Below are 24,273 nucleotides of genomic sequence, written 5' to 3'. Positions count from 1 at the left end.
CGCCGAGGCGCAGCAGCTCGGACTGCATCACCCGCCTGATGCGGCTGCCGGGCGCCCTTGAGCCTGGGATCTCTGGGTGGCCAGCCGTTCGCGCTGGGGCAGGACGGTGTATTTCGGGTCCTCGGCGGACGCTACGCCGGCCCGGAACAGCCCGATCCGGGTGAGGCAGGATGCGCCGAGCAAGGCGAGGCCGGACAACGCGTGGGCGAACCGACGGCCTCGGCCCAGGTGCGCGCCGGCCACCCCGGCGACGGACAGTCCGGTGGCCGCGCGCAGGCAGCGGCCGGCCGGGCCGTCCCGGTAGCACTCGGCGACCGTCCCGGCCCGGTGGCGCATCAGTTCGAGCGCGGCCAGCTCGCCGGCCACCCCGGCGGTGGCCAGCACCCGCGCCGGGCCCGCCTGCCCGGCCGGGGCACCGAGCAGCCCGAGCCCGCCGGCGGCGGTCGCGGCCGAACCGGCGAACAGGTAGGGCATCTCCCGGTATCCGGTGTGCCAGGCCGGCACGGCGGTGTCGCTGATCAGCACCCCGGTGTAGCTGGCCACCGCGGGCCCCAGCGCCGCCGCGCCGGCCGTCGCGGCGGCACCGATCCGGGGCAGCTTCCCGGTTAGGTCGCTGGCCGCGGCGGCGCCGGCCAGCGGGACGTACCCGGCGAGCAGCCACGAGCCGACGCTCATCGGGGAGGTGGGTTTGCACACCCGCAGCATGTTCAGGAACCGGGCCGGCCGGCCCAGGTCGTGCACCAGGGCGACCAGGGACAACCCGGCGGCGCCCGCGGCCCCGAGCTTGGCCACCCGCGCGAGGCGGTCCAGCCGGGTCGCGTGCGCACCCGCGCCGAGCAGCGAGGACGCCCCGGCCAGCCCGCCGAGGAACAGGTATCCGGCGATGTCGGTGGTGCGCCAGGTCGGCGGGTTCAGCACCGGCCGGCCGTAGTAGGAGCCGAACTCGGCCTCGGGCACCACCGGCCGTTCACCGTTCCGCCGGGGGCTCATCGCGCGGCCCCCTTCCGGCCGAGCAGGAAGCTGGCCAGGGTGCCGCCGACCAGGCCGAGGGCGGCCATGCCGGCGTGCCGCCACATCGACGGCAGGTCGCGGGTGGTCACCACCGGGTCCGGCGGCAGCCCGTACACCTCGGGCTGGTCCAGCAGCAGGAAGAACGCGCCGTCCCCGCCGACGCCGTCGTCCGGATCCCGCCCGTACAGCCGGGCCTCCTCGACGCCGGCATCGCGCAGGTCGGCCAGCCGCCGGTCGGCGCGTTCGTGCAGCTCGTCCAGCGGGCCGAACTGGATCGAGTCGGTGGGGCAGGCCTTCGCGCAGGCCGGTTCCATCCCGTCGCCCAGCCGGTCGTAGCACATCGTGCACTTCCAGGCCCGGCCGTCCTCCTTGCGCTGGTCGATCACGCCGTACGGGCAGGCCGGGATGCAGTAGCCGCAGCCGTTGCAGATGTCCTCCTGCACCACCACGGTGCCGTACTCGGTGCGGAACAGCGAACCGGTCGGGCAGACGTCCAGGCAGGCCGCGTGCGTGCAGTGCTTGCAGACGTCCGAGGACATCAGCCAGCGGGTGTCGCCGGAGGGCACGCGCTGCTCGATGAACGCCACGTGCCGCCAGGTGTTCGCGCCGAGGGTGCCGGTGTTGTCCATGGACATGCCGGTGAAGTCCAGGACATCGGTGGCCGGTACCCCGTTCCATTCCTTGCACGCCACCTCGCAGGCCTTGCAGCCGATGCAGACCGACGTGTCGGTGAAGAACCCGACCCTCGGGTCGGGCAGGTCCGTGACGTTTCCGATGGTCATTCCGGTCCTCCGTTGCGCTCGAACAGCTCGGCGCGGCGTTGGTAGGCGGCGACCAGCCGATCCCGGTCGGCCCCGCGCGGGCGCCGGCCGGGGCGGATGTCACAGGCCAGCGCCTTGGTCTCCATGATGTGCGCGTTCGGGTCCAGCACCATGTGGGTCAGCTCGTTGGCCGCGTCGCCCGTGGCCAGCCCGTTCTGCCCCCAGTGGTAGGGCAGCCCGACCTGGTGCACCATCCGCCCGCCGACCCGCAGCGAGCGGATCCGCCCGGTGACCATCACCCGCGCCTCGATCGCGCCGCGCGCGCTGACGACGGTCGCCCACCCCGCGTGCTCCAGGCCCCGCTCGGCGGCCAGCTCCGGGGAGACCTCGCAGAAGAACTCCGGTGCCAGCTCGGCCAGGTAGGGCTGCCAGCGGCTCATCCCGCCGGCGGTGTGGTGCTCGGCGATCCGGTAGGTGGTCGCCACGTACGGGTAGACCGGCGAACCGAACGGCGCCAGCCGGTCGTGCCGGTGGCCGGGCGCGCTGACCTGCCGGATCGGGTTGCGCTGCTGCCGGTACAGCGGGTTGCGCACCGGCGACTCGGTCGGCTCGTAGTGGGTGGGCAGCGGGCCGTCCACCAGACCGGCCGGCGCGAACAGCCACGCCTTGCCGTCGCCCTGCATGATGAACGGGTCGTCCCCGCCGAGCGCCTCGGCGCCCTGGGCGTCCTCGGGCGGCCGGTGGTGCGGCGCGGTCGTGGGCGGGAAGTCCGGGATGTCCGGTCCGGTCCACCGGCCCTCGTCGGCGTCCCAGCGCAGCAACGCCTTGCGCTCGCTCCACGGCTTGCCGTCCGGGTCGGCGGACGCGCGGTTGTAGAGGATTCGGCGGTTCGCCGGCCAGGCCCAGCCCCAGTCCGGGGCGATCCAGCTCTGCTCGCCACCCGGCCGGCGGCGGGCCGCCTGGTTGACCCCGTCGGCGTACACGCCGCAGTAGATCCAGCAGCCGCAGCTGGTCGAGCCGTCGCCCTTCAGCTCCAGGTAGGAGGACAGCGGCTGGCCGTCCGCGTCGCAGCCGTTGATCTCGGCCAGCACCGACTCGGCGCTCGGTTCCTCCAGCCGGCCGTGCGTGGGGTAGTCCCAGGTCAGGTCCAACAGCGGGTGGTCCATTTCGTCGGTGCTGGCGGCCAGCTTGGCCCGGATCCGCCGACCCAGGTGGTACATGAACCACAGCTCGCTGCGCACGTCGCCGGCCGGCTCCACCGCCGCGTGGTGCCACTGCAGCAGCCGCTGAGTGTTGGTGAAGCTGCCGTCCTTCTCGGTGTGCGCGGCGGCCGGCAGGAAGAACACCTCGGTGCCGATGTCCTCGGTGCGCATCTCCCCGGACTCGATCTCCGGGCCGTCCTTCCACCAGGTGGCGCTCTCGATCAGTGAGAAGTCCCGCACCACCAGCCAGTCCAGGTTGGCCATGCCCCGCCGCTGCATGCCCGCGTTGGACGTGCCCACCGCCGGGTTCTCGCCCAGCACGAAGTAGCCCGTGCACTCGCCGGCCAGCTGGGCCAGCACCGTCTCGTAGTTGCTGTGGCTGCCGGTGAGCCGGGGCAGGTAGTCGAAGCGGTAGTCGTTGTCCTCGGTGGCGGCGTCGCCCCAGTACGCCTTCAACAGGCTCACCGTGTACGACCGCATCTCCGCCCAGAAGCCCTTGGCGGTGCGTTCCGCCTCGACGAAGCTCTCCAGGTCGTCCGCGCGGTGCGCGTGCGGCATCGGGATGTAGCCGGGCAGCAGGTCGAACAACGTCGGGATGTCCGTGGAGCCCTGGATGGACGCGTGCCCGCGCAGGGCCAGGATCCCGCCACCGGGCCGGCCGATGTTCCCCAGGAGGGTCTGCAGGATCGACGCCGCCCGGATGTACTGCACGCCGGTGGTGTGCTGGGTCCAGCCGACCGAGTAGACGAAGGCGCTGGTCCGCTCGCGGCCGGAGTTGTCGGCGAGCAACTCGCACACCCGCAGGAAGTCCCGCTCCGGCACACCGCAGATGTCCGCCACCGCCTCCGGCGTGTAGCGGGCGTAGTGCCGCTCCAGGATGCGCAGCACGCAGTGGGGGTCGGTCATCGACTCGTCCCGGGGCGCGTCCGTCGGCACCGGCGCGCCGCCCGAGCCGTGCGCCTCGCCCCGCGCCGCCTCCCGGACCGGGGCGTGCCCGTACCGGTCGGAGGCCACCTGCTCCCGCTCGCCGGACGCGGCCTGCACCTCGGTGTCCCGGTAGCTCCAGGAGTGGAAGTCGTAGGTGCGGCCGTCCTCGTCCAGCCCGGAGAACACGCCGTCCAGGTCCTCGGTGTCCTGGAAGTCCTCGCTGATGATGTTGGCCGCGTTGGTGTAGTGCAGCACGTAGTCCCGGAAGTACCGGTCGTGCCGCAGCACGTAGTTGATGATCCCGCCGAGGAACGCGATGTCGGTGCCGGCCCGCAGCGGCACGTGCCGGTCGGCCAGCGCGCTGGTCCGGGTGAACCGGGGATCGATGTGCACGATCTTCGCCCCGCGCGCCTTGGCCTCGACGATCCACTGGAAGGCCACAGGATGGCACTCGGCCATGTTGGAGCCCTGGATCACGATGCAGTCCGAATTGCGGAGGTCGGCGGGGAAGGTGGTCGCCCCGCCGCGACCGAAGCTGGTCCCCAGACCGGGGACCGTGGCGGAGTGTCAAATGCGCGCCTGGTTCTCGATCTGGATCGCGCCCAGCGCGGTGAACAGCTTCTTGATCAGGTAGTTCTCCTCGTTGTCCAGCGTGGCGCCGCCCATGCTGGCGAAACCCAGGGTGCGCCGGGTGCGCCGGCCGTCCACCTCCCACTGCCAGCCCTTGCGCCGCGACTCGATGACCCGGTCGGCGATCATGTCCATCGCCGTGTCCAGGTCCAGGTCCTCCCAGTCCGTGCCGTACGGGCGCCGGTAGCGCACCCGTTGCTCCCGCGCGGGACCGGTGGTCAGCTGCAGGCTCGACGAGCCGCGCGGGCACAGCCGGCCCCGGCTCACCGGGGAGTCCGGGTCGCCCTCGATCTGGATCACCTGTCCGTCGCGGCGGTACACGTTCTGCCCGCAGCCCACCGCGCAGAACGGGCACACCGACTTCACCACCTCGTCGGCGTTCCGGGTGCGCGGTTCCAGCCGCCGGGAACGCTCGCTCTGGGCGGCCGCGCCGAGGCCCAGCCGGTCCGAGCCGGTCAGCTGCCGCAGCACCGGCCAGGACCCGATCCACTCCACTGCCCGCATGATCCGCCGGTACCCCCGGCCCGGCCCGGAAAACATCACTCTGGTGGCTCGTGGCACCCGGAGGGCTGTCCGAGTCGTCCGACCTACTATACGGTGTAGATCGTGAGTGGAGAGGGCACCGCGAGCCGGATCGCGTCGGCGGCGCGGTCGATCCTGCTGTCAGAAGGCGTCGCGGCGGGTGAGCATGCGGCGGGTCGCCGATGCGGTCGGTATCACTCCGATGGCCATCTACACGCACTATCCGGGCCGAGACGCATTGCTGCGCGCGCTGGCCGACGCCGCGTTCGCCGAGCTGGCGTCCAAGTGGGCGCGCCCGTCGACCGACGGCGACTGGGCAAGCGAGATCCAAGATCTCCTGACCAGTTTCCTGGACTTCGCGCTGGGTGAGCCGCACCTGTTCGGTTTCCTGTTCGTCGAGATGTGGGAACAGGGCCGACGATTTCCCACTGACTTCGCCGAAGGCGGTTCGGCGACGTTTGTGCAGGTCGTCGAACTGGTCGAGCGTGGCATGCGGCAGGGCGCGCTGCGTGCCGACGACGCGGCCGAGGTGGCGTTGTCCCTGACCGCGCATACCCAACGACTTGTACAGCTCTACCTTTCCGGCGCGATCGACTTGCCCGAGTCCGAGTTCCGTGCGTTGTGCACCCGAGCTACCGGAAGGATCCTCGATGGTCTCCGAGCGTAGGCGCGGGTTTCGCGCGGCCGGGGTGACCGGCCTGGTGGTGCTGGCGCTTGCGGGGGTGGCGGTCGTGGGTCTGTGTTGGTGGGGTGCCGCTCAACAGATCACTCCGAGCCGCGGAACGCACTCCGAGACCGTGCTCGCGGTGCGTGACGCCCCGGCCGGCCGGCACGTGGTGATCACCGCGAACAACCCTTCGGCGAGCCGCCCGGGAACCTATTGGTTGTCATGGGACGGCGGGGCGGCCCGGGTCGGCACGGTGCTCGCCCAGACGCCTGGGTCGGTGGAGCGGCCGTTGCTCGGCGGGTCCACCCCAACGCTGGGAACGGCGGTGTATGTCAGCGCGCCGATGCCCTCGGACCCGAAGACCACGCTCGGCCTGGACTACGCGGAGGTCATGGTGCCGACCGAGCTGGGGCCCGCGCCGGCCTGGCTCGTGCCGGCGGGAGACGCGTGGGTGATTGCGGTGCACGGGCAGAACGGTCGACGCAAAGCACTCGCGCCCAGCGCCCCGGCCTTGCACCGCATCGGGTTGTCCCTGCTGTACGTGACCTACCGCAACGATGAGGGCGCCCCCGCCTCCCCGGACGGACTGCTGCACCTCGGCGGGAGCGAGTGGCGGGACGTGGAGTCGGCGGTGCGCTACGCCTTCGACCACGGGGCCCGGCGGGTAGCGCTGTTCGGTCAGTCCAACGGCGGGCAGATAGTCGGCCAGTTCCTGGCCCGCTCACCGTTGGCCGGCCGGGTGAGCGCCGTGCTGTTGGATTGCCCGACCAGCAGCATGCCCAGGGTCGCGGAGTACGTCGGTGGGGAACAGATGGGCATGCCCGACGTGCTCGTCGGGCTGGTCAACCGGATCATCGACTGGCGCACCGGACAACGCATGGACCAGCTGGACCTACTCAGCTACCCGCCGGCATACCGGCCACCGACACTGCTCCTACAGGGCGCGGCAGACCGAGAAGCACCGCCCGCGATGAACCGCGATCTGGCGGCCCTCGGCCCACGTATCGGCTGGCCCATCCAGTACGAGGAGTTCCCCGGCGCCGAGCACACCCAGACCTGGAACGCCGACAGCACCCGCTACGAACGGCTGGTCACCAGCTTCTTCACGCGGAACCTGATCAATACGCGCTGAGGCGCCGGTCGGTGAGGCCCGGTAGAGCTGTGTGTCGGTCAGGTTCGCAGGGCGTACTCCATTGCCGCGGCGACGCGATCGAGAGGTTCGGTGCCGCCCTCGGCCCGGCACAGCACGAGCGCGCCTTCGAGGCCGGCGATGAGCAGGGTCGCCATCTCCACCGCGCGTTGCTCGGGCACTCCGGCGCGGAGCAAGCACTCCCGGAACGACCGCTGCCAGCGGCCGAAGATCTCACGAGCTGCCGAACGCAGTGCTGGACCGTCCGCGCCCTCGGCGAGGGTGATCGCGGCCACGGTGCATCCGGCGGGTTGGCTGCCGCCGGTCATCACCAGCCGGGCGCCGGCCAGGATGGCGTGCATGGCAGGGACGGGGGCCTGGGTCGCGCAGATGGCCTCGATGACCGGGCCGACCTGAGAATCGACGTAGGCGAGCACTTCGGCCGCCAGTTCGGTCTTGCCGCCGGGGAAGTGGTGGTAGGTCACCCCGCGGTGCGCACCGGCCTTCTCCGCGACCTCTCGGATCCCGGTGGCCGCGTAGCCCTGGCCGCGAAACAGCAGCGCCGCCTGGCGGATCATGCGTTCCCGGGTATCGCGTGCCACGGCTGATTCCCTTCACGCCCTTGACTATGACGTTCGACTTAGAACACACTCACTACACATTCTAAGACACTCGACTTAGCGGGGGAGAGCGCCGATGCCTGGGACCGCACGCGTCACGATCCCGCGCTACCTGGCCGATGTGCGGCGCTCACCCGGCCAGGTGCTGCTGCTGTTGATGTCGCTGTGGTTCGTCAGCAACGGTCCGGCCGCCTTCGCCATGTGCCCGAGCTTCTCCTTCGGCCCGCACATGACCTCGTGCACCGTCATGGTCTTCGGGTTCATCCCGGTCACGGTCAACGGTTGGCATGCGCTGTTCCATTTCGTCACCGGTATCGCCGGGGTGTTCCTGGCGCACCGGCCACGCGCGGCTTTCGCCTACGGGATCGGCTGCGGCTGGTTCTACCTGCTCGTGGCGGGCCTTGGACTGGCCGGCGGTGACAACGTCCTGCATTTCATGGCCGTGGATACCTTCGGCAACTGGATCCATGCCGCCGAGGGCGGCCTGGTGATCACCGCCGCCGCCTTGACCGCGCGGCGCGCGGCCGGCGGGATCACGCACGACGCCATCACGCTCGCGCCGGCCGCGCCTGACGGCTCGGGCTGACCGCCGTCCGGCCGTAGCCCGGTTCAGTGCCATCCAGCCTGTGGGGGCGCCTTGAACTCGAGCCAGCGGCTGTCCACCTCCGCGGTCACCGTGTGTGGAATGCCTCGGGGGTGCAGGAGGGTGGTTCCCGGCTCGAGCCGCACCGCTCGGCCATGAACGGTCCCGAAAACTAGCCCCTCGAGCAGGTATATGAAGCTGTCGTGTTCGTGATGGTGCACCGGCGAACCGACGCCCGCGGGGTAGTAGATCTCGAACAGCACGCCGTGGGTGCCGTCGAGTCGTCGCCGAAACTTGCCGTGTCCACCGGTCAGGGGCAGCCCTTCGACATTGGTCAACGGGTGCCAGGTGTGTGGCTCGTCGATTTCCACAGAGTCAGCCGCCCTAATCCGTGCGCATACTTATTGTATACAGCAAATGTCACTTGGGCTAGCGGCAAGGCCGTTCAGTTAAGAGGCCGTACAGGGCGCCTTCACCCCCTCCGGTTCGGCGAGGGTGGGGTTCGAAAGATGGCCTGGACGGCGGCGCGCTGGCCGCTCTGCCGCGGTTCGCGCTCCCGGCCGCCAGCCTCGATACGGAGTGTGACCGGTGTTGGCCGGGTTCGGTTCGTCCCATTCATCGAAGTCGACACCAGTCTGGTGTTTTTCAAGATCGAACCAGGCTGGTGTCGCACTCGCCGAGGAACCGACGTGGAATCGTCCGCGGGCCTCGGCGGTTGGCGACGCCGCGTGACGAAGGCCGCTACGCCAACCGCTGGTCGTGAGCACGGCACGGGCGCCGACCGGAAATGCCGCCGGGCGGGACCCGATCCGCGCCAGCCTAAGCGGTCCGCGCCCTCCAGGCCGATCTTTCGAACCCGATCTGCGCCGCCACCCGAGTCGGGTCGGCGCCGCGCTGCTCCAGGATGTGGCGGCCACCTTCGGATTGCTGTCGGCCACCGTGCGACCGCACATCATGTGGCTGCTCGCCGCCGGTGAACGCGATGTCGGGGTCGTTCGCCGAACAGGTTGGGCAGACCGTGCCGACGACCAGCCACCACCTCGGCAAACTCAAACTTGCGGGACTGGTCCGTAACCGACGCGCGGGCAAACACCAGATCTACTTCATCGAGGACCCCCGCGTGGTCGACCTCGTACACCTGGACATCGCCCACCACTCTCCGCCGATCGGCTGAGTGGCGGCGCAAAATCGTCGGGGCCGATCTTCGCCATCGGATTTCTTCGCTGGCGACGCTTGTGCGTCGGCGGTTAACGTCGCGAGCAAGATCTTTCGCGTGACTGTCGAGAAGGGGGCCGTGGGTGAGCGCGGTCGATTTCGTCAATACCGAGTCGAGGCACCTGCGTCGGCACCTGCGTCGGATCGACTCGGTCTTCTTCGCCATTGCCGCCATCGTCTCCCTCGACACGATCGGGCAGATAGCCACCCACGGCGCCGAGTCGTTCTTCTGGACCCTGGTCCTGGCGATCGCCTTTCTCCTCCCGTACGGCTTGTTGATCGCCGAGCTGGGCAGCACCTTCACCCAGGAAGGCGGGCCGTACGTGTGGATGCGGCTGGCGTTCGGGCGGCTCGCGGCCGCGATCGGCACGGTCTTCTACTGGGTGACGAACCCGGTGTGGCTGGGTGGTTCGCTGGCCCTGCTCGCCGCCGCCACCTGGGACGCCTACCTGTCCCCGATCATCTCCGGTGACCTCGGCGACTACCTGTTCAAGATGGCCTTCATCTGGATCGCCATTCTCGGCGCGATCGTGAGCCTCCGCTACGGCAAGTGGCTCAGCACCGCGGGCGCCATCGTGAAGATCGGGCTGATTGCGCTGTTCGCCGGCACCGTCGTGCTCTATGCGACACAGCATGGGGTGCGCGGCGATCTGGCCGGGCTGGTGCACCCGACGGTGGGCGGTCTGCTGGGCGTGGTGGCCGTGTTGATGTTCTCGCTGGTCGGGTTCGACGCGCCCAACGGCGCCGCCGAGGAGATGCACGACCCGCGCCGCGATGTCCCCGTGATGGTCGCGGCGTCCGGTGTGGTGACCGCCCTCTGCTACCTCGTCCCGGTGGTCGGTGTCCTCGTGGTGCTGCCGCCGCGGACGATCACTGGGCTGGACGGGTTCATGCACGCCGTCGCCGAGGTGTTCGCCGTCTACGGGCCCGCCCAGCGGCCGCTGCTCACTGTCGCGGCGATCGCGTTCATCTACGTGTTGTTCAGCCAAGGCTGTACCTGGATGATCGCGTCCGACCGGGTGCAGGCCATCGCGGCCGTCGATGGCACGTTTCCCCGCTGGTTCGGCGCCTTCCACCCAACGCTCGGCACCCCGGTCCGGGTCAACCTGCTCTCGGGCGCCATCGCGACCCTGTTCACCATCGCCGCCACGCAGCTGCAGCACGGTGCCGCGGCTTCGGTATTCGGCATCGTGCTGAACATCGCGGTCAGCACATTGCTGATGTCCTACCTGTTGATCGTGCCCAGCGCCTATCGGCTGCGCCGGCTGAATGCGCCCAGGGCGTTCAAGGTCCCCGGCGGACGGACCGGACTGCTGCTGTGTACCGGGCTCGCCTACGGCTGGGTGCTCCTTGGCGTATGGCAGACCATTCTCCCGGGCACCCTCGAGCCCGTCTTCGGGGTCAGTTACGACTTCGTCGAGAGATGGGGCGTCACCCGCGGCGGTTTCGAGCTGTTCACCTTCGCCACTCTCGCCGTGATCGTCGTCCTGGGACTCGCCGGATACGTCCTCGCCAGATCAGGCGTCGAGAACCGCGCGGAACACACCTGAACCCGGCGAGGCGTCTTCGGCGACATCCACTCGGCCGTCACGGCAGCTCGCCGAGGAACTCCACCAGCGCGTCGTGTGTCGCCTCCGGGGCTTCCAGATGGGGGGAATGAGCGCAGTCGAGGACCAGCAGGCGCACGCGACCTTGCGCCCCGTCACGGATCGCCTCGACGTGCGCGAGGGTGCCGTACGGGTCGGCCGTGCCCTGGACACCGAGTACGGGGCAGCGGATGCGGCCGAGATCGGGGCGCAGGTCCCAGTCGCGGAACTGTTCGGACAGCCACACCTCGTTCCAGCTCCAGAACGTGACCTCGGGGTCGCGGTGGTGGCGCGACATTCGGCGGTGCAGGTCGCTCTCGACGAACGTCTGTCGCGCCGCCTCGATGCCGCGCAGCCCGACCGGTTCGACGAACACGTGTGGGGCCAGCACCACCAGCCCCGCAACGTCCACGTCGGGTGCCGCCGCGACCAGTAGCGCGATCGATGCGCCGTCGCTGTGCCCGACGACTATTGGCCGCCGCAGGCCCAGCGCGGTGCACAACTCGGGAACCACCGCCGCGGCCTCCTCGTGCATGAACCGCGGCCCGCGCCCGGTGGGTGGCGGATCGGACCAGCCGTGCCCGAGCCGCGAGTAGGCGACGGCGCGCCGTCCGGTCGCGGCGGCGACCTTCGCCGGGAACCCGCGCCAAAGCCCGACCGAGCCGAGGCCTTCGTGGAGAAACAGCAGCGGGGAGCGGTCCATCGCGCCGGGAACGTCGAGATACTCGACCGTGCCCCCGGGAACGTCCACGCGGGGAAGCGCGACCCGAGGCTCAGCAGCCATAGCCGGGCGCCGGGCGCGACGATTCTTTGGTCGACATTTGGCGTTATCGTATATCGATTGCGCGCTGGCCGCGGTGGTGGCCGACCCGGCCGAGCAGCGCGACGAACGCCGGCCGGCCGTCGTCGACGCGGCCCGCCGGGTTCTTGTTGGCATGGGCCGATCCTGGAACGCCAGGGCCGGCGATCAGGAGCGACGACGGGCGGTGGCCCGGCCGGCCTCGATCGCGCCCTCGACACGGTTGAGCCATTCCGCGTCGGCCGGGGCGGCCTGGCGGTACTCGTCGTGCCAGTTCCACCACTGGTACGGCGGGGTCTGGGGGTAGCCCGGCGGCGAGTCCTCCCAGTTCTCCTGCCGGCCGAGCGCGGTCATGTCGAGGTAGCTCCAAGTACTACCCAGCGCCTCGTCGCCACGGTTGTTGATGAAGTAGGTGCGGAACACCTTTTCGCCGGACCGGATGAAGGCGTTCGTACCGTGCCATTCGTCAACGCCGAAATCGGCGTCGAAACTGCCACTCAGGGTGTACCACGGTATTTGCCAGCCCATCCGTTCCTTGACCCGCTCGATGTCCGGCCGCGGTGCCCGCGAAACGAACACCAGGGTGGTGTCGCGGGCGTTCAGGTGGGCGAGGTTGCCGACGTGGTCGGCGACCATCGAACATCCCGGGCAGGCGTGGTCGGGCCAACCGTGCACGCCGGGCTCGAAGAACGCGCGATAAACGACCAGTTGGCGACGCCCTTGGAACAGGTCAACCAGGCCGACCGGTCCCTCCGGCCCCTCGAACTCGTAGTCCTTCTCCACGCGCAGCCACGGCATCCGCCGACGTTCCGCGGCGAGCGCGTCATGGGCTCGCGTCAGCTCCTTCTCCCTGGCCAGCAGCCCTTGGCGCGCCGCCTCCCACTGCTCGGCGGACACAATCGGAGGTGTTTCCATCACGAGGCGCTCGCTTCCTGGCCAACCGGCGCGGACTCGTAGGTCGTTTCTTCGTACAGCTTCGCGTACTGACGCTCCAGGACCTTTCCCGCGCCTTCGCGCCAGCTTTTCTCCATGGTTTCGGCCATGGGGTCCGGGAATATTTCTTCGAGACCCTGCTCCACCCCGTCGTAAATGGCCCGGGCCACGGCGTCCGGAGAGGCTTTCGGAATATCAACGCCGCGGGACATGTCCGTGTCCACGATGCCGGTCAGGATGGCGTGAACCGCGATTCCCCGCCGCGCCAGGATCGCGCGGAGCGACTGCGTCAGGGAAAACGTCGCGGCCTTGGAGATCGAGTAGGACGGAATGAGTGGCAAGGGCGCGAACGCGTTCACCGACAGGTTGTTCACGATGGCCCCGTGCGACCGCGTCAGCAGCGGCAGGAACGCCCGAATGACCCCATGGGTGCCGTAGAAGTTGACCGCCAACGAGCGTTCGATAGCGGCCAGGTCACTGAGGTCGTCGTAGAGCGCCACGCCGGCGTTGTTGACGAGCACATCAAGGGACTCGACCTTCTCGACCGCCCCCTGGACCTGCGCCGGGTCGGTGACGTCCAAGGCCAGCGGGACGACCCGAGGGTCGGCGTGGGTCAGGGGCGTCCGGGTGCCCAGGTATACCCGTCTCGCGCCCCGGCGCAACGCCTCTTCGACCAATGCCCGGCCGATACCCCGATTACCCCCGGTGACCAGAATCGCACTGTCCGCGATCATCGCCATGAATGTGTCCACCTTCCCTGGTCGTCAGCTCTCATCACGGGCTGGACCCGCGTCAGTTCAGACACCACCGACCGACGAAACTGGTCGGTGCCACCGGCGCGCCGGGTCACTGGTCGCGCTCGGGTGTAACCGCGGTGCGTATTGGTGAGTAGGCCTGGCATCGGTGGGGTGGGCGGGGTGATGCGATGGACGGCACCAGGCGGGGTCGCACCGGCGACGCGCGAGCGCGGAGGGTCGGCGGATCGGCTTCGCGCGCGCCGGAGTTGCGCGCGGTCAGCGGCGAGGCGTACCCGGACTGGGAGTCCGTGTACCTGGATAACGTGGACTGGGTGTACCGGCTCATGTTCGCCAAGTTGGGTAATCGGGCGGATGCCGAGGACCTGACGGCGGAGGTGTTCCTGGCCGCGCTGCGTCCGTTGCGGGTCTCGGCGACCGTGGGTGAGGTGCGGGCGTATCTGACGGCGACGGCCCGGACGGTGTTGGCCGAGCACTGGCGGCACACCTTGGGCCGGGAGGTCACCGTTGTCACCGAGGGCTGGGACGGTCCGGGTGCCGATGAGGAGGCGGAGTCCACGGCCACCGCGACCCGGGTCGCGCTGGCGGAAGAGATCCTCGCCGCGTTGCCCGATCAGTACCGGCGAATTCTGCGGTTGCGGTTCCTGGAAGGCTGTTCGGTGCGCGAGGCCGCCGCCGAACTCGGGGTGAGCGTGTCCAACGCGAAGGTCCTGCAGCATCGGGCGCTGCGCCGCGCTGCCCAACTGAGCGGTGAGGTGTCCCGATGAGCGAGCGAGGTGTGCGCCGGTTCGTGGCGGATCTGCTGCGGGGCCGCCGGCCGCGCCGATTCCGGGTCGAAGAGAGCGAAGTGGCCGAGCTGCGCACGGCGATCGTCCTGCGTGCGGCCCGGCCGGGCGGAGCGGCGCCCCGGGAGGAGTTCGTCACCGACCTGCGCCGCCGGCTGGCCCAGGAGCTCGGGAGCGGTGAGCCGGCCGAGTCGGGTCGCGTGGAGGCGGGGTCGGCCGCGCGGCCCGACGGGAGCGAGGACGACGCCACGCCAAAGGACCAGGAACCGACCCCCGGGCCGGTGACACCCATCGGGCACAGCCGGCGCCGGGTGGTCCAGGCCGCATCCCTCGCGGCCGGGGCGGCGGCGATCGGTGCCGGTGCCGATCATGTGCTCGGCTCCTCCGGCCCCGACGGCGCCCAGGAGACGCTGGCTCCCAACTCCGGGCGTTGGCGGACCGTGGTGGCCAGTGCGGACCTGCCCGAAGGCGGGGTGCACGACTTCGACCTCGGCAACGTGACCGGGTTCGTGGCCCGCTCCGCCGGGAGACTGGCGGCGGTGTCCGGAGTGTGCACCCACCTGGGCTGCCGGCTGGCGTTCAACCCCCAGGCGCGGCGGCTGGACTGCCCCTGCCACAACGCGTCGTTCGCGCTGGGCGGCCAGCTGCTCCGCTATCAGCTTGCCGTGGCGCCCCGGCCGCTGCCGTTGTTCCAGGTCCGCGAGGTCGACGGGATGGTCCAGGTGTTCGCCCCGGACACGGCAACCTGAGCTAGCTGAGAGCTGGCGTAACCGCCGCGCCTATCTACCGGTGAGGGACCCGACCGGCGGGTCCCGTCACCGAAATGGAGAGCGGTTCACATGGGCGAACGGGTCAGGTATGCCGGGGCGGCGTGGAGTATCGCCGCCGCGGTCGGGGTGGGGGCGCTGACCGGATGCACGGTCGCTCCGTCCGCGAACCCACCGAGCTCATCGAGCTCATCGATGCCGGGCATGACCGGCATGGCCGGGATGGCGCAACCGGTCAACGCGGACGCACCGGTGGCCACCGACACCGTGGCGATCGAGAACTTCGCCTACTCGCCGGCGACGATCACCGTCAAGGCCGGCACCACGGTCACCTGGACCAACCGGGACCAGGACCCGCACACCGTCACCGCGATGAACGACGGCCCGTTCCACTCGCCGACGTTGAACAACGGCCAGTCGTTCCGCTTCACGTTCACCGAGCCGGGCCGGTTCGACTACCTGTGCACCATCCACCCGTTCATGACCGCCACCGTGGTGGTGACCCCGTGACCGCCGCACCGGGCGGCGACCCGCGCGGGATGACCCGCCGGCAGCTGATCCGGCACGGCGCGTGGTTCGGCGCCGCCGTCGCGCTCACCGTGGCCGGCGGTGAGGTGATCAGCCACATAGGCGGCAGCGCACCGGGTCCGGCGGCCGACGACCCGCACGCGCTGCGGTTCGTGCAGGTCAGCGACAGTCACATCGGTTTCAAGGGGCCGGCCAACACCGACGTCACCGGCTCGTTCGCCCGCGCCGTCGGCCAGGTCAACTCGCTCGGCTACCGACCGGACTTCGTCATGCACACCGGCGACCTCACCCACCTGTCGACCGCGGCGCAGTTCGACCAGGTCGACCAGATGCTCAAGGGGCTGAACACCGGGCAGGTGTTCACCGTGCCCGGCGAGCACGACTCGGTCGACGACCACGGCCAGAAGTACCGGGCCAGGTTCGGCGCCGGCAGCCGGGGCGAAGGCTGGTACAGCTTCGACGTCAAGGGTGTGCACGTGATCGCGCTGGTCAACACCCTGGCCCTGGAGAAGCTCGGGCACCTGGGCAACGACCAGTTGGAGTTCATCGAGCGCGACGTGGCGGGGCTGTCGGCCGATACCCCGATCGTGGTGTTCAGCCACATCCCGCTGTTCGCGATGTATCCCACCTGGGGGTGGGGCACCGACGACGCCACCCAGGCCCTGTCCTACCTGCGCCGGTTCGCCTCGGTGACCTGCCTGAACGGGCACGTGCACCAGCTGTTCTCCAAGACCGAGGGCAACGTCACCTTCCACAGCGCCACCACCACGGCCTACCCGTTGCCCCACCCGGGACAGGGACCGGCGCCGGCCCCGCTCACCCTGCCCGCCGGACAGCTCGGCGACGCCCTCGGCATCCGACAGGTCAACTACCAACCCGGCCAGCACGACCTCGCCGTGAAGGACACCAAACTCTCATGACCACCGCACGCCGCATCCTGGCCGCGCTCTGCCTCGTCGTCAGCGGATACATCCACGCCCAGCTCTACCTGCACGGCTACCGCGTCATCCCCGGCGTCGGGCCGGCGTTCCTGCTACAGGCCAGCGGGTCTCTCGCGGTCGGACTGCTGCTGCTGATCGCCGGCCCGTTGATGTTGCGGCTGGGCGGGATCGGCCTGGCCGCCGGGGCGCTCGCCGGGTTCCTCGCCTCACGCACGGTAGGCGTGTTCGGCTTTGTGGAACGCGGCCTGCAACCGGCTCCACAAGCACTGATCAGCATCCTCGCCGAAATCGCCGCCGTCGCGCTGCTCGTCAACTGGTCGTCCCGGAGCTCGGAGCAAAAGTTAAGTGGAGACTTGACTGTTTGAGGATGCGCCTCTACCGTTAAGTACGTGCTTAACCATGAGTCGCCGGCCGCGGATCAGGTGTTCCACGCGATCGCCGATGCCAACCGGCGGGCGATCATCGAGCACCTGACTCGCGGCCCGGCCACGGTGAGCGAGCTCGCGCGCCTCCTCGGCGTGACGATCGCGGCCACGGTCCAGCACCTTCAGGTGCTGCAGGCGAGCGAGCTGGTTCGGTCGGAGAAGACCGGACGCGTCCGCACCTGTCAGATCGATCCATCCGGCCTGCGACGCGCCGAGGAATGGCTGCGCCTCCAGCGAACGACGTGGGAGCGCCGCCTCGACCGCCTCGGCGACGTCCTCGGCGAGAACGCGGCCGACCACGCCACGGCCCCAGACGACCCCTCCAAGGAGGCCCAATCATGATCGAGCACTCGGTGAAGCACAGCACGTTCACACTGGAGCGGACCTACTCCGCTTCCCCGGCTCAGGTGTTCGGGGCATGGGCCGACCGCGACACGAAGGCGAAATGGTTCGCGGCCCAGGACACCGACTACACCCTCGACTTCCGCGTCGGCGGCACCGAAGCCGTCCACGGACACACCGACGACGGAGCGGAGATCGCCGCCGAATCGGTCTACCACGACATCCTCACCGACCAGCGCATCGTCTACACCACCCTCCTCTACGGCCGCGGCGTGCTGGCGACCGTGTCGGTGACCACCGTGGAGATCGTCCCCGACGGCACCGGCACGCACCTGGTGCTCACCGAACAGGACACCTTCCTCGACAACCGGGAACAGCCCGAATGGCGCCACCAGGGCACCGGCGACTGGCTGGACGCGCTCGGCCGCGAACTCGGCCACTCCTGACGGCCGGGCCACGACCTGGATCGGGGCGGCGGTCACAAACCGGGCCGCCGTCCTGTCCTAGGGGATGACTGGACGGCCTGACCCATGGCGCCGTCGATGTCCTCGGTTGACGCTCGGTAAGGGGAGAACAATATGAGTTCGGTCAACGTCGCACGCCCCGATGTGCCGGGGTATGACGAGTTGGTTCCGTCGCGCTACGCGCTGAAGGTCGGCGACATCGACGTGATGGTGATCAGCGACGGGGTGCTGCCGATTACCGCCGTGACGCTGGCCACCAACGCCGCCCCGGCCGACCTGGCGGCCTGGCTGCGGGACATGTTCCTGCCGCCGGAGATGCTCGACTGGCCGCTGAATGTGGCCGTGGTCCGTAGCGGCGGCCGGACCATCCTCATCGATTCCGGGCTGGGGACGGAGTTTCCGGGCTTCCCGAGGGCCGGGCAGCTGGCCGTGCGGCTGGACGCCGCCGGGATCGATCCCGCCTCCGTGACCGATGTGGTGCTCACCCACCTGCACATGGACCACATCGGCGGGCTGCTCGTCGACGGGTTGAGGGGCCGGCTGCGCCCGGACCTGCGGGTTCACCTGGCGGCCGCCGAGGCCGAGTTCTGGGAGGCGCCCGACTTCTCCCGCACCGTCATGCCGGCACCGGTGCCGGACGTGCTCCGAACCACCGCCTCGCGGTTCCTGGACGTGTACCGCGGCAACCTGAAGCCGTTCGAGACCGAGTACGAGGTGGCGCCAGGAGTAATGATCTGCCGTACCGGAGGTCACACTCCCGGCCACAGCATCGTTCGCCTGGAGTCCGGCGGCGACCGGCTGACGTTCGCCGGCGATGCCGTGTTCCAGCCCGGGTTCGACAACCCCGAGTGGCACAACGGCTTCGAACACGATCCCGAGGAATCGGCCCGCGTCCGGATTCGTCTGTTGACCGAGCTGGCGGCGAGCGGTGAGCAACTGGTGGCCACCCACCTGCCGTTCCCGTCCGTCTGCCACGTGACGGTCGCCGGCAACGCCTTCCGTTTCGTACCGGTCGTCTGGGATTACTGACCGCCCCTTGGCCGGCGGCAATATTCGTGGCGAAAGCTCCCCGATGTGGGGGATCATTGGGTGTAGACCCCTGGGCCACGCCGTCGATACGCGCGGCCGGAGAGGTGGGTATGGGCTACCGGCGAGCGTTTCTCCGCGCTGTGGTGTTCGTGATCGGCGCCATTGCGCTTCCGGCCACCCTTACCGCGACCCCGCACGCTCCGGCCGCCGTCATCGAGGCGCCGCATCCGAGTGCCTCGGCGCAGCAGCCCCCGGTTCGCGTCGCCGGCTTCGCCGATCGGCTGCGGGCCGAGGAGCCCGACGACGACAACCCCGGTGTCTGCGAACTCGCCTCGGCGCAGTCGTTGCTGGTCAACCACCCCGGGGCGGTGTGGGTCTGGGACGGCGCCTTCGTCGTGCTCATGGACCGCTCGCGCGTTGTGGCGCGCTGTGGGCCCGAGACCCAGTACCTCTGGTCGGTGGGTCCGCCGTTCACCGTGTGGGCGCCCACGCCGGGGTACCTGTTGCCGCCGTCGATCCCGGTGCCGAGTCCCGGCTGCCAGTGGTGGCAGACCAACTGCGAGAACGGGATCGACCTCTGCTCGGCCCCGCCCGCCGACTGCGCCACTGCCCGGGCCCGTTGCGCCTATCCCGTCGGCTGCCCGACCGGGATGGAGTCCACCCCCGCGGCGACGCCCTCGCCCGACCCGGCCACGACCGACCCGTCAAGCTCGACCGACACGTCGAGTTCCACCGACACGTCGAGTTCCACGGACTCGTCAAACTCCACCCTCGGGCAAACCCTGCCGGTACCCAACGGCCAGTCCGCGCCGTCCGGCCCGCGCGAAACGCCGGGAACCCGGCCGACCGAAAAGCTCACGCCGCTCGACCCGACGAAAACGGACGACCAGGACGGATCGCCGGAAGTCGCGTTGCCACAAGCGCCCGAGGTAACCCTCGAACCAACTCAGCCGGGGCGGCAGGTGCTACCCGAGCTGCCCAGTCCCGACGTCACCGACTCCAGCCCGGACATCACCGGCACCAGCCCGGACATGAGCGGCTCCAGCCCGGATATCACTGGCTCCAGCCCGAACATCATCGATAGCGGCCCCGGCGTCACCGGCTCCAGCCCGACCATCACCGACCCCGGCGGCGGGATGAGTGGCTCGAGTCCGGGCAGCTCGGGTTCCGACTCCGGCGGCGGCAGTTCTGGGTCACCCGGCCCGCTCATCCCCACGGGGTGAGCACGGGCAGATCCGGTGCGGATGTCGAGGGCGGCTTGGCGGCTCCGTCCCAGGGGCAGGTGCGGCCGCCGTGGTTGCACGACGCACTGGAAGGAGAGCCGCCATGGCCATCGCCGAGGACCTCGACCGCGCCACCGACTCGCAGTGGGACTGGGTCGCCGAGCACACCCGCACGTACCTGGCCTCGGGCGGCACCGAAGGTCATGACCGGGACGGCGTGCGCACCCTCGTGCTCGCCACGACCGGACGGCGGACCGGTATCCCCCGCCGCACCTGCCTGATCTACGGCACCTCGGGCGACGAGTACGTCGTTGTCGCCTCCAAGGGCGGCGCCGAGGAGAACCCGGCATGGTTCATGAACCTCGAGGCGGACCCCAGCGTCGGGGTGCAGGTCGGCACCCGCCGGTTCACCGCCCGCGCCCGCGTCGCAACCTCGACCGAGCGCGCCCCGCTCTGGGCTCAGATGGTGGACATCTTCCCGCTCTACGACGAGTACGCGCACAAGACCGGCCGGGAGATCCCGATCGTCCTGCTCACCCCGGTTGGCGGCGGGTGATCTGCTCGGTGAGGTAGCGCTGCATGAGCTCGCGGGCGTCGAGTTGGAAGAGGTTCAGCCGGTGGGTGTGGCGCAGTAGGAGCAGCCCGGTCGAGTGGGCGAAGGCTTCGGCGGTCAGCCGGGTGGCCTCGGGCGCGCCGAACAGTTGCTCCGCGGCCTTACGCACGGGCTCCAGGGTTGCCAGCAGCGCGGCGTTGAGCTCGCGGTTGACCTCGTGATCGGGCAGCCCCCGGGGGGCCACCCCGCCGGCGAACAGGTAGAACCCCATGTCGAGGTCACGGGGGTTCGCATCGTAGAAGTCGAAGAAGGCCATGCCCGCTGCGACGAACCGGGCGGCGGCCCCGTCGGCATCGGCCGACGCGGTCTCGGTCGCCGTCCGTAGCCGCCGCAGCGATTCGCGCAGGGCCGCCGCGTAGATGTGCTCCTTGCTCGGGAAGTACCCGTAGATCGCGCCGGGTGCGTAGCCGGCCTCCTTGGCGATGGCCCTGATGCTGGCCTCGCGCATTCCCTCGCGGGCGAAGACCCGCAGCGCCGCCTCCAGGATCAGGCCCCGTTTGGCCTCGGTCACCGCGCCGAGTCGATCCGCGCGCGCAGCGTCAGACATGCGTCGAGCCCTTCCGTCCGGGGTAGCGCGACGCTACAGTCTGAACGGCGTTCATCAAAATGAACACTGTTCTATCAGTCGTCGGGAAGGAGTCCAGGCTGATGACCACCGTCGTCGACATCGCCGCCAGCGAACGGGTGACCGCCTATACCGAGCGCTTCCGTGAGTTCCTCGACAACGACGTGGCTCGGCTGGGGGAGGAGCTGGCGGGCCGGGAGGCCGGCACGCCGAGCCAGCCACGTTTCGACGAGCAGGGGCGGATGCACCCGGCGGTGTGGGAGGCCCGTCGTGAGGTGCAGCGACGCGCCGGCGGGGCCGGCCTGTACGCCCCGCACGCCGGCGTCGAGGTGGGCGGTGGCGGGTTCGGCCTGGTCGAGATGCATCACGTGGAGGAGTTCGTCTACCGGCACTCGGGGCTCGGGCTGGGCCTGGCCGCGCTGGGGTGGACCGAAGGACCGAACCCGGCGATCGAGCACTGCTCGGGCGCGATGCGCGAGCGGTACCTGACCCCGCTGGTCAAGGGGGAGATCACGGCGGCCTTCTGCAACACCGAGCTCGGGGTGGGCTCGGACGTCCTGCGGATGGCGACCCACGCGGTCCGCGACGGCGGCGACTGGGTGATCAACGGGACCAAGGGCTGGATCACCAACTCGCACTTCGCCGATGTCCTGCAGGTGGTGGCGGTGACCGAGCCGGGAGCGGGCACCCGGTCGCTGTCGATGTTCCTGGTCGATGCCGACGCCCCCGGGGTGACCCGGGGCCCGGACCTGCCCACGACCCTGGCCGACGGGCTGACCGGGACGCTGGAGTTCGCCGGTGTGCGTGTCCCGGCCGAGAACGTGGTCGGCGAGATCGGCGACGGCTTCGCGCTCGCCATGTCGTGGATCAACTGGCGGCGGCTGTGCCGGGGCGGCATGTGCGCGGGCTGGGGCGCCTGGCTGCTGGAACGCTCCGTGGACTACGCGCGGCGGCGCCAGTCGGGCGGCAAGCCGATCGCCGAGCAGCAGGTCATCCAGCACATGCTGGCGAACATGCACGCCGACATCTACCAGGCGCGGGCCACGTCCCTGGTCGCCCAGGCCGAGCTGGACGGGCTCGGCCCGTACGGCCGGCCGTTGCACCCCGATGCCCCTCGGCTGATCAGCCTGGTGAAGGTGATCAACGACGAGGCGTTCTTCCGGGTCGCGGACACGGCGGTCCAGGTGCGGGGCGCGGTCGGTCTGATCCAGGACTCCCCGGAGGAGAAGCTGTTCCGGGTTGCCCGCAACCTGCGCATCCCGGCCGGGACCACGGAGATCCAGCGCAACGCGATCGCCCGCGGCCTGTTGCGGGGCCGGGCGGCGTGACCAGCCTGGCCTGCGTGACCGGTCGTTTCCAACCCGTCCACGCCCAGCACCTGGAGCTGTTCGAGATCGCGCTGCGCGATGCCGACCATCTCGTCATCGCGGTCACCAACCCGGACACCGGCACGCGCCACGAAGAGCCGACCTCGGCGCACCGGCACCTGCCCGGGGCCAACCCGTTCACCTTCTTCGAGCGCACCCAGCTGCTGGCGGCCGCGGTCACCGACCGGGGTTGGGCGGCGCGGACCACGGTCGTGCCCTTCGATCTGACCCGCCCGCGGTGTTGGCCCGAGTACGTCCCGTTGCACGCGAACCAGCTGGTTCGTGCCTACGGCGGCTGGGAGCACGACAAGGCCGCCCGGCTCGCCCGGGCCGGATACCCGGTCACGGTGCTCGACGGCGATCCGGCCACGCGGATCTCGGCCACGGACATCCGGGCCCGCCTGGACGGCAACGGCTGGGAGGATCTCGTACCCGCCTCGGTGGTCCCGCCGCTGGCCGAACTGCTCTTGGCCCGCTCCTCGGCCGGTAGCGGGCGTCGAACGTGAAGCCACCCGGCTACGGAGAGACCCAACCCCGCCTCAGCGACGACCGGCTCCCGATCGTGCTGGTCATCCTGGACGGGCTCGGCGACCGCCCGATCCCGGAGCTCGGCGGGCGCACACCGGCCGAGGCCGCACACACCCCCCACCTGGACGCCCTCGCCCGCCGAGGCGCGAGCGGCTGGCACCTGCCCTTCGGCTGGGGCCGGGCCCCGACCTCCGAGCTCGCCCACTGGGCGATGTTCGGCTACGCCGACGTACCGTTTCCCGGGCGCGCCGTCCTCGAAGCGCTGGGTGCGGGCCTCACCGTCGAAGCCGGTCGCGCCGTCACCCACGCGTCCCTGCGCACCTCCCGCCGTGACGGCCACGCCCTGCACATCACCGGACGGGCGCGCGCCGAGGACGCCCCGGACACCGCCGAGCTGCTCGAGGGGCTTGCCCCGGTGCTCGCCGGGCACCGGATGACCCTGGCTCGGCTCGGGGACCGGGGCGAGGCACTGCTCACCGCGACCGACCACCGATGCGGGGACGTCACCGACACCGACCCGCTGTTCGAGACCTTCCACCCCTGGATGCTGCCGGTCCCGACCGGCCCCGGCGGCGAACCGTTCGCCCGGGCGCTCACCGCGGCGCTCCAGGACGCGCGCACCCACCTGCGAACCAGTGCGGTCAACCAGGCGCGAGTTCGGCGCGGGCTCCCGGCCCTCGACGTGCTGACCACCAAGTGGTCCGGCCGCCTCGGGGCGATTCCCACGTTCGTCGAACAGGTCGGGGTGCCCGGCGCGATGGTCACCAGCACCCGGCTGTACCGGGGAATCGCCACGGTCCTCGAAATGCCCGCCACCCACCTCCAACCGCTGGAGGACCTGGAGCGGGACATGGTCGCCCGCCTCGACGCCGCCGCCGACCTGGTCGCCGCCGGTGCCCGCTTCGTGCACGTCCACACCAAGGCCACCGACGAGGCCGGGCACACCAAACAACCCCATGCCAAGCGCGACGTCCTGGAAATGATCGATCGAGGGCTGACCGGGCTCGCCGAGCTGGCCGGCAAGGCCGTCGTGGCGGTGACCGGTGACCACGCGACCCCCTCCACCCACGGCGTCATGCACACCGCCGACCCCACACCCCTGCTCGTCGCCGGCCCCACCGTGCGCGCCGACGACGTCACCGAGTGGGGCGAGCTCCCGGCGCGGAACGGCTGGTGGGGACCCGTCCGCGCCGAGGAGCTACTGCCGCTCCTGCTCGGCCAGGCTAACCGGCCGGTCTTCCTCGGCCACCGCATCACCGCCCGCCCCGTCATCGCCCTCGCCGACTCACCCCTGCCCATGCCGCTCCACAACGAGCGCACAACGGCTCGGCCGTGATGCCCCGCCGGCCCGGCCGA

At 70.4% G+C, this 24,273-nt stretch carries 27 protein-coding genes; 18 read left to right on the top strand and 9 right to left on the bottom strand.

All coding sequences use genetic code 11. The features are described from left to right. Window positions 1-27 precede the first annotated feature (27 nt). Genes nrfD through fdh form a run of 3 tightly spaced genes read right to left on the bottom strand, consistent with a single transcriptional unit; the run spans window position 28 to window position 5,035 of the window. The gene (gene nrfD, locus ABEB12_RS28080; RefSeq protein ID WP_185064885.1) at window positions 28-990 is read right to left on the bottom strand and encodes an NrfD/PsrC family molybdoenzyme membrane anchor subunit; all 963 of its coding nucleotides are present in this window, start codon (window positions 988-990) and stop codon (window positions 28-30) included. Beyond that, a complete protein-coding gene (locus ABEB12_RS28075) occupies window positions 987-1,793 on the bottom strand; it encodes a 4Fe-4S dicluster domain-containing protein (protein ID WP_185064886.1) in 807 nt (268 codons plus the stop codon). Before ABEB12_RS28075 ends, nrfD begins: the two co-directional genes overlap by 4 nt. Next, complete coding sequence (gene fdh / locus ABEB12_RS28070; protein ID WP_185064887.1) at window positions 1,790-5,035, bottom strand: formate dehydrogenase; 3,246 nt, start codon at window positions 5,033-5,035, stop codon at window positions 1,790-1,792. The genes ABEB12_RS28075 and fdh overlap by 4 nt, the downstream gene beginning before the upstream one ends. 184 nt (window positions 5,036-5,219) lie before the next feature. On the opposite strand from fdh, the gene ABEB12_RS28065 reads away from it, so the two are divergent. Next, the gene (locus ABEB12_RS28065) at window positions 5,220-5,720 is read left to right on the top strand and encodes a TetR/AcrR family transcriptional regulator (protein WP_345703208.1); all 501 of its coding nucleotides are present in this window, start codon (window positions 5,220-5,222) and stop codon (window positions 5,718-5,720) included. Continuing rightward, window positions 5,704-6,852, top strand: a complete 1,149-nt coding sequence (locus tag ABEB12_RS28060) for an alpha/beta hydrolase (protein ID WP_185064888.1) — start codon at window positions 5,704-5,706, stop codon at window positions 6,850-6,852. The genes ABEB12_RS28065 and ABEB12_RS28060 overlap by 17 nt, the downstream gene beginning before the upstream one ends. A 38-nt stretch (window positions 6,853-6,890) precedes the next feature. Here ABEB12_RS28060 and ABEB12_RS28055 read toward each other — a convergent pair whose 3' ends face one another. Then, the gene (locus ABEB12_RS28055) at window positions 6,891-7,451 is read right to left on the bottom strand and encodes an LmrA/YxaF family transcription factor (protein WP_185064889.1); all 561 of its coding nucleotides are present in this window, start codon (window positions 7,449-7,451) and stop codon (window positions 6,891-6,893) included. 160 nt (window positions 7,452-7,611) lie between these two features. Between ABEB12_RS28055 and ABEB12_RS28050 the strand changes: the two genes are divergently transcribed. Then, a complete protein-coding gene (locus tag ABEB12_RS28050) occupies window positions 7,612-8,055 on the top strand; it encodes a DUF4383 domain-containing protein (RefSeq protein ID WP_185064890.1) in 444 nt (147 codons plus the stop codon). Between the two features lie 23 nt (window positions 8,056-8,078). Here ABEB12_RS28050 and ABEB12_RS28045 read toward each other — a convergent pair whose 3' ends face one another. Beyond that, a complete protein-coding gene (locus ABEB12_RS28045; protein ID WP_345703204.1) occupies window positions 8,079-8,423 on the bottom strand; it encodes a cupin domain-containing protein in 345 nt (114 codons plus the stop codon). 611 nt (window positions 8,424-9,034) lie between these two features. Here ABEB12_RS28045 and ABEB12_RS28040 point away from each other — a divergent pair. Further along, a complete protein-coding gene (locus ABEB12_RS28040) occupies window positions 9,035-9,226 on the top strand; it encodes an ArsR/SmtB family transcription factor (protein ID WP_345703203.1) in 192 nt (63 codons plus the stop codon). A gap of 124 nt (window positions 9,227-9,350) precedes the next feature. Continuing rightward, entirely contained in the window at window positions 9,351-10,817 is a 1,467-nt protein-coding gene (locus ABEB12_RS28035) for an amino acid permease (RefSeq protein WP_185064891.1), read from the top strand. A gap of 37 nt (window positions 10,818-10,854) precedes the next feature. Here ABEB12_RS28035 and ABEB12_RS28030 read toward each other — a convergent pair whose 3' ends face one another. The 3 genes from ABEB12_RS28030 to ABEB12_RS28020 all read right to left on the bottom strand — a co-directional run bounded on the left by ABEB12_RS28030 (window position 10,855) and on the right by ABEB12_RS28020 (window position 13,325). Then, on the bottom strand, window positions 10,855-11,604 hold the full coding sequence (locus tag ABEB12_RS28030) for an alpha/beta fold hydrolase (protein WP_345703202.1): 750 nt from the start codon (window positions 11,602-11,604) through the stop codon (window positions 10,855-10,857). Window positions 11,605-11,820: 216 nt separating this feature from the next. Further along, the gene (locus tag ABEB12_RS28025; RefSeq protein WP_185064893.1) at window positions 11,821-12,567 is read right to left on the bottom strand and encodes a DUF899 family protein; all 747 of its coding nucleotides are present in this window, start codon (window positions 12,565-12,567) and stop codon (window positions 11,821-11,823) included. After that, a complete protein-coding gene (locus ABEB12_RS28020; protein ID WP_185064894.1) occupies window positions 12,567-13,325 on the bottom strand; it encodes an SDR family NAD(P)-dependent oxidoreductase in 759 nt (252 codons plus the stop codon). Before ABEB12_RS28020 ends, ABEB12_RS28025 begins: the two co-directional genes overlap by 1 nt. A gap of 185 nt (window positions 13,326-13,510) precedes the next feature. On the opposite strand from ABEB12_RS28020, the gene ABEB12_RS28015 reads away from it, so the two are divergent. From ABEB12_RS28015 to ABEB12_RS27970, 10 genes are all read left to right on the top strand, one after another. After that, window positions 13,511-14,107, top strand: a complete 597-nt coding sequence (locus ABEB12_RS28015) for a sigma-70 family RNA polymerase sigma factor (protein WP_185064895.1) — start codon at window positions 13,511-13,513, stop codon at window positions 14,105-14,107. Further along, entirely contained in the window at window positions 14,104-14,874 is a 771-nt protein-coding gene (locus ABEB12_RS28010) for a Rieske 2Fe-2S domain-containing protein (protein ID WP_185064896.1), read from the top strand. The genes ABEB12_RS28015 and ABEB12_RS28010 overlap by 4 nt, the downstream gene beginning before the upstream one ends. 213 nt (window positions 14,875-15,087) lie before the next feature. Continuing rightward, a complete protein-coding gene (locus ABEB12_RS28005; RefSeq protein ID WP_345703200.1) occupies window positions 15,088-15,402 on the top strand; it encodes a cupredoxin domain-containing protein in 315 nt (104 codons plus the stop codon). Next, window positions 15,399-16,340 carry a metallophosphoesterase family protein gene (locus ABEB12_RS28000; protein WP_345703199.1) on the top strand — a complete coding sequence of 314 codons (942 nt, stop codon included), beginning with the start codon at window positions 15,399-15,401 and terminating at the stop codon, window positions 16,338-16,340. Before ABEB12_RS28005 ends, ABEB12_RS28000 begins: the two co-directional genes overlap by 4 nt. Then, window positions 16,337-16,726, top strand: coding sequence for a hypothetical protein (locus ABEB12_RS27995; RefSeq protein WP_185064898.1), 390 nt, complete (start codon window positions 16,337-16,339; stop codon window positions 16,724-16,726). Before ABEB12_RS28000 ends, ABEB12_RS27995 begins: the two co-directional genes overlap by 4 nt. A gap of 24 nt (window positions 16,727-16,750) precedes the next feature. Next, complete coding sequence (locus ABEB12_RS27990; RefSeq protein WP_185064899.1) at window positions 16,751-17,128, top strand: metalloregulator ArsR/SmtB family transcription factor; 378 nt, start codon at window positions 16,751-16,753, stop codon at window positions 17,126-17,128. Then, window positions 17,125-17,574, top strand: coding sequence for an SRPBCC domain-containing protein (locus ABEB12_RS27985; protein WP_185064900.1), 450 nt, complete (start codon window positions 17,125-17,127; stop codon window positions 17,572-17,574). Before ABEB12_RS27990 ends, ABEB12_RS27985 begins: the two co-directional genes overlap by 4 nt. Window positions 17,575-17,706: 132 nt before the next feature. Continuing rightward, complete coding sequence (locus tag ABEB12_RS27980; RefSeq protein ID WP_185064901.1) at window positions 17,707-18,621, top strand: MBL fold metallo-hydrolase; 915 nt, start codon at window positions 17,707-17,709, stop codon at window positions 18,619-18,621. A gap of 110 nt (window positions 18,622-18,731) precedes the next feature. After that, window positions 18,732-19,844, top strand: coding sequence for a hypothetical protein (locus ABEB12_RS27975; protein ID WP_185064902.1), 1,113 nt, complete (start codon window positions 18,732-18,734; stop codon window positions 19,842-19,844). A 103-nt stretch (window positions 19,845-19,947) separates the two neighbouring features. Next, a complete protein-coding gene (locus ABEB12_RS27970) occupies window positions 19,948-20,400 on the top strand; it encodes a nitroreductase/quinone reductase family protein (protein WP_185064903.1) in 453 nt (150 codons plus the stop codon). Here ABEB12_RS27970 and ABEB12_RS27965 read toward each other — a convergent pair. Next, window positions 20,378-21,004, bottom strand: coding sequence for a TetR family transcriptional regulator (locus ABEB12_RS27965; protein WP_185064904.1), 627 nt, complete (start codon window positions 21,002-21,004; stop codon window positions 20,378-20,380). The genes ABEB12_RS27970 and ABEB12_RS27965 overlap by 23 nt on opposite strands. A gap of 101 nt (window positions 21,005-21,105) precedes the next feature. On the opposite strand from ABEB12_RS27965, the gene ABEB12_RS27960 reads away from it, so the two are divergent. The 3 genes from ABEB12_RS27960 to ABEB12_RS27950 are packed head-to-tail and all read left to right on the top strand — an operon-like array spanning window position 21,106 to window position 24,253. Then, the gene (locus ABEB12_RS27960; RefSeq protein WP_185064905.1) at window positions 21,106-22,350 is read left to right on the top strand and encodes an acyl-CoA dehydrogenase family protein; all 1,245 of its coding nucleotides are present in this window, start codon (window positions 21,106-21,108) and stop codon (window positions 22,348-22,350) included. A gap of 14 nt (window positions 22,351-22,364) precedes the next feature. Further along, window positions 22,365-22,895, top strand: coding sequence for a cytidyltransferase (locus tag ABEB12_RS27955; RefSeq protein WP_345703198.1), 531 nt, complete (start codon window positions 22,365-22,367; stop codon window positions 22,893-22,895). Continuing rightward, window positions 22,892-24,253, top strand: a complete 1,362-nt coding sequence (locus ABEB12_RS27950) for a phosphoglycerate mutase (protein WP_185064907.1) — start codon at window positions 22,892-22,894, stop codon at window positions 24,251-24,253. The genes ABEB12_RS27955 and ABEB12_RS27950 overlap by 4 nt, the downstream gene beginning before the upstream one ends. The last annotated feature ends 20 nt before the right edge of the window (window positions 24,254-24,273 follow it).

The organism is Actinospineispora eucalypti (genome assembly GCF_039543365.1).
Lineage (GTDB): Bacteria > Actinomycetota > Actinomycetes > Mycobacteriales > Pseudonocardiaceae > Pseudonocardia > Pseudonocardia eucalypti.
Note: the sequence above shows the minus strand (reverse complement) of the source record. Positions and strands in the feature narration are given on the sequence as shown.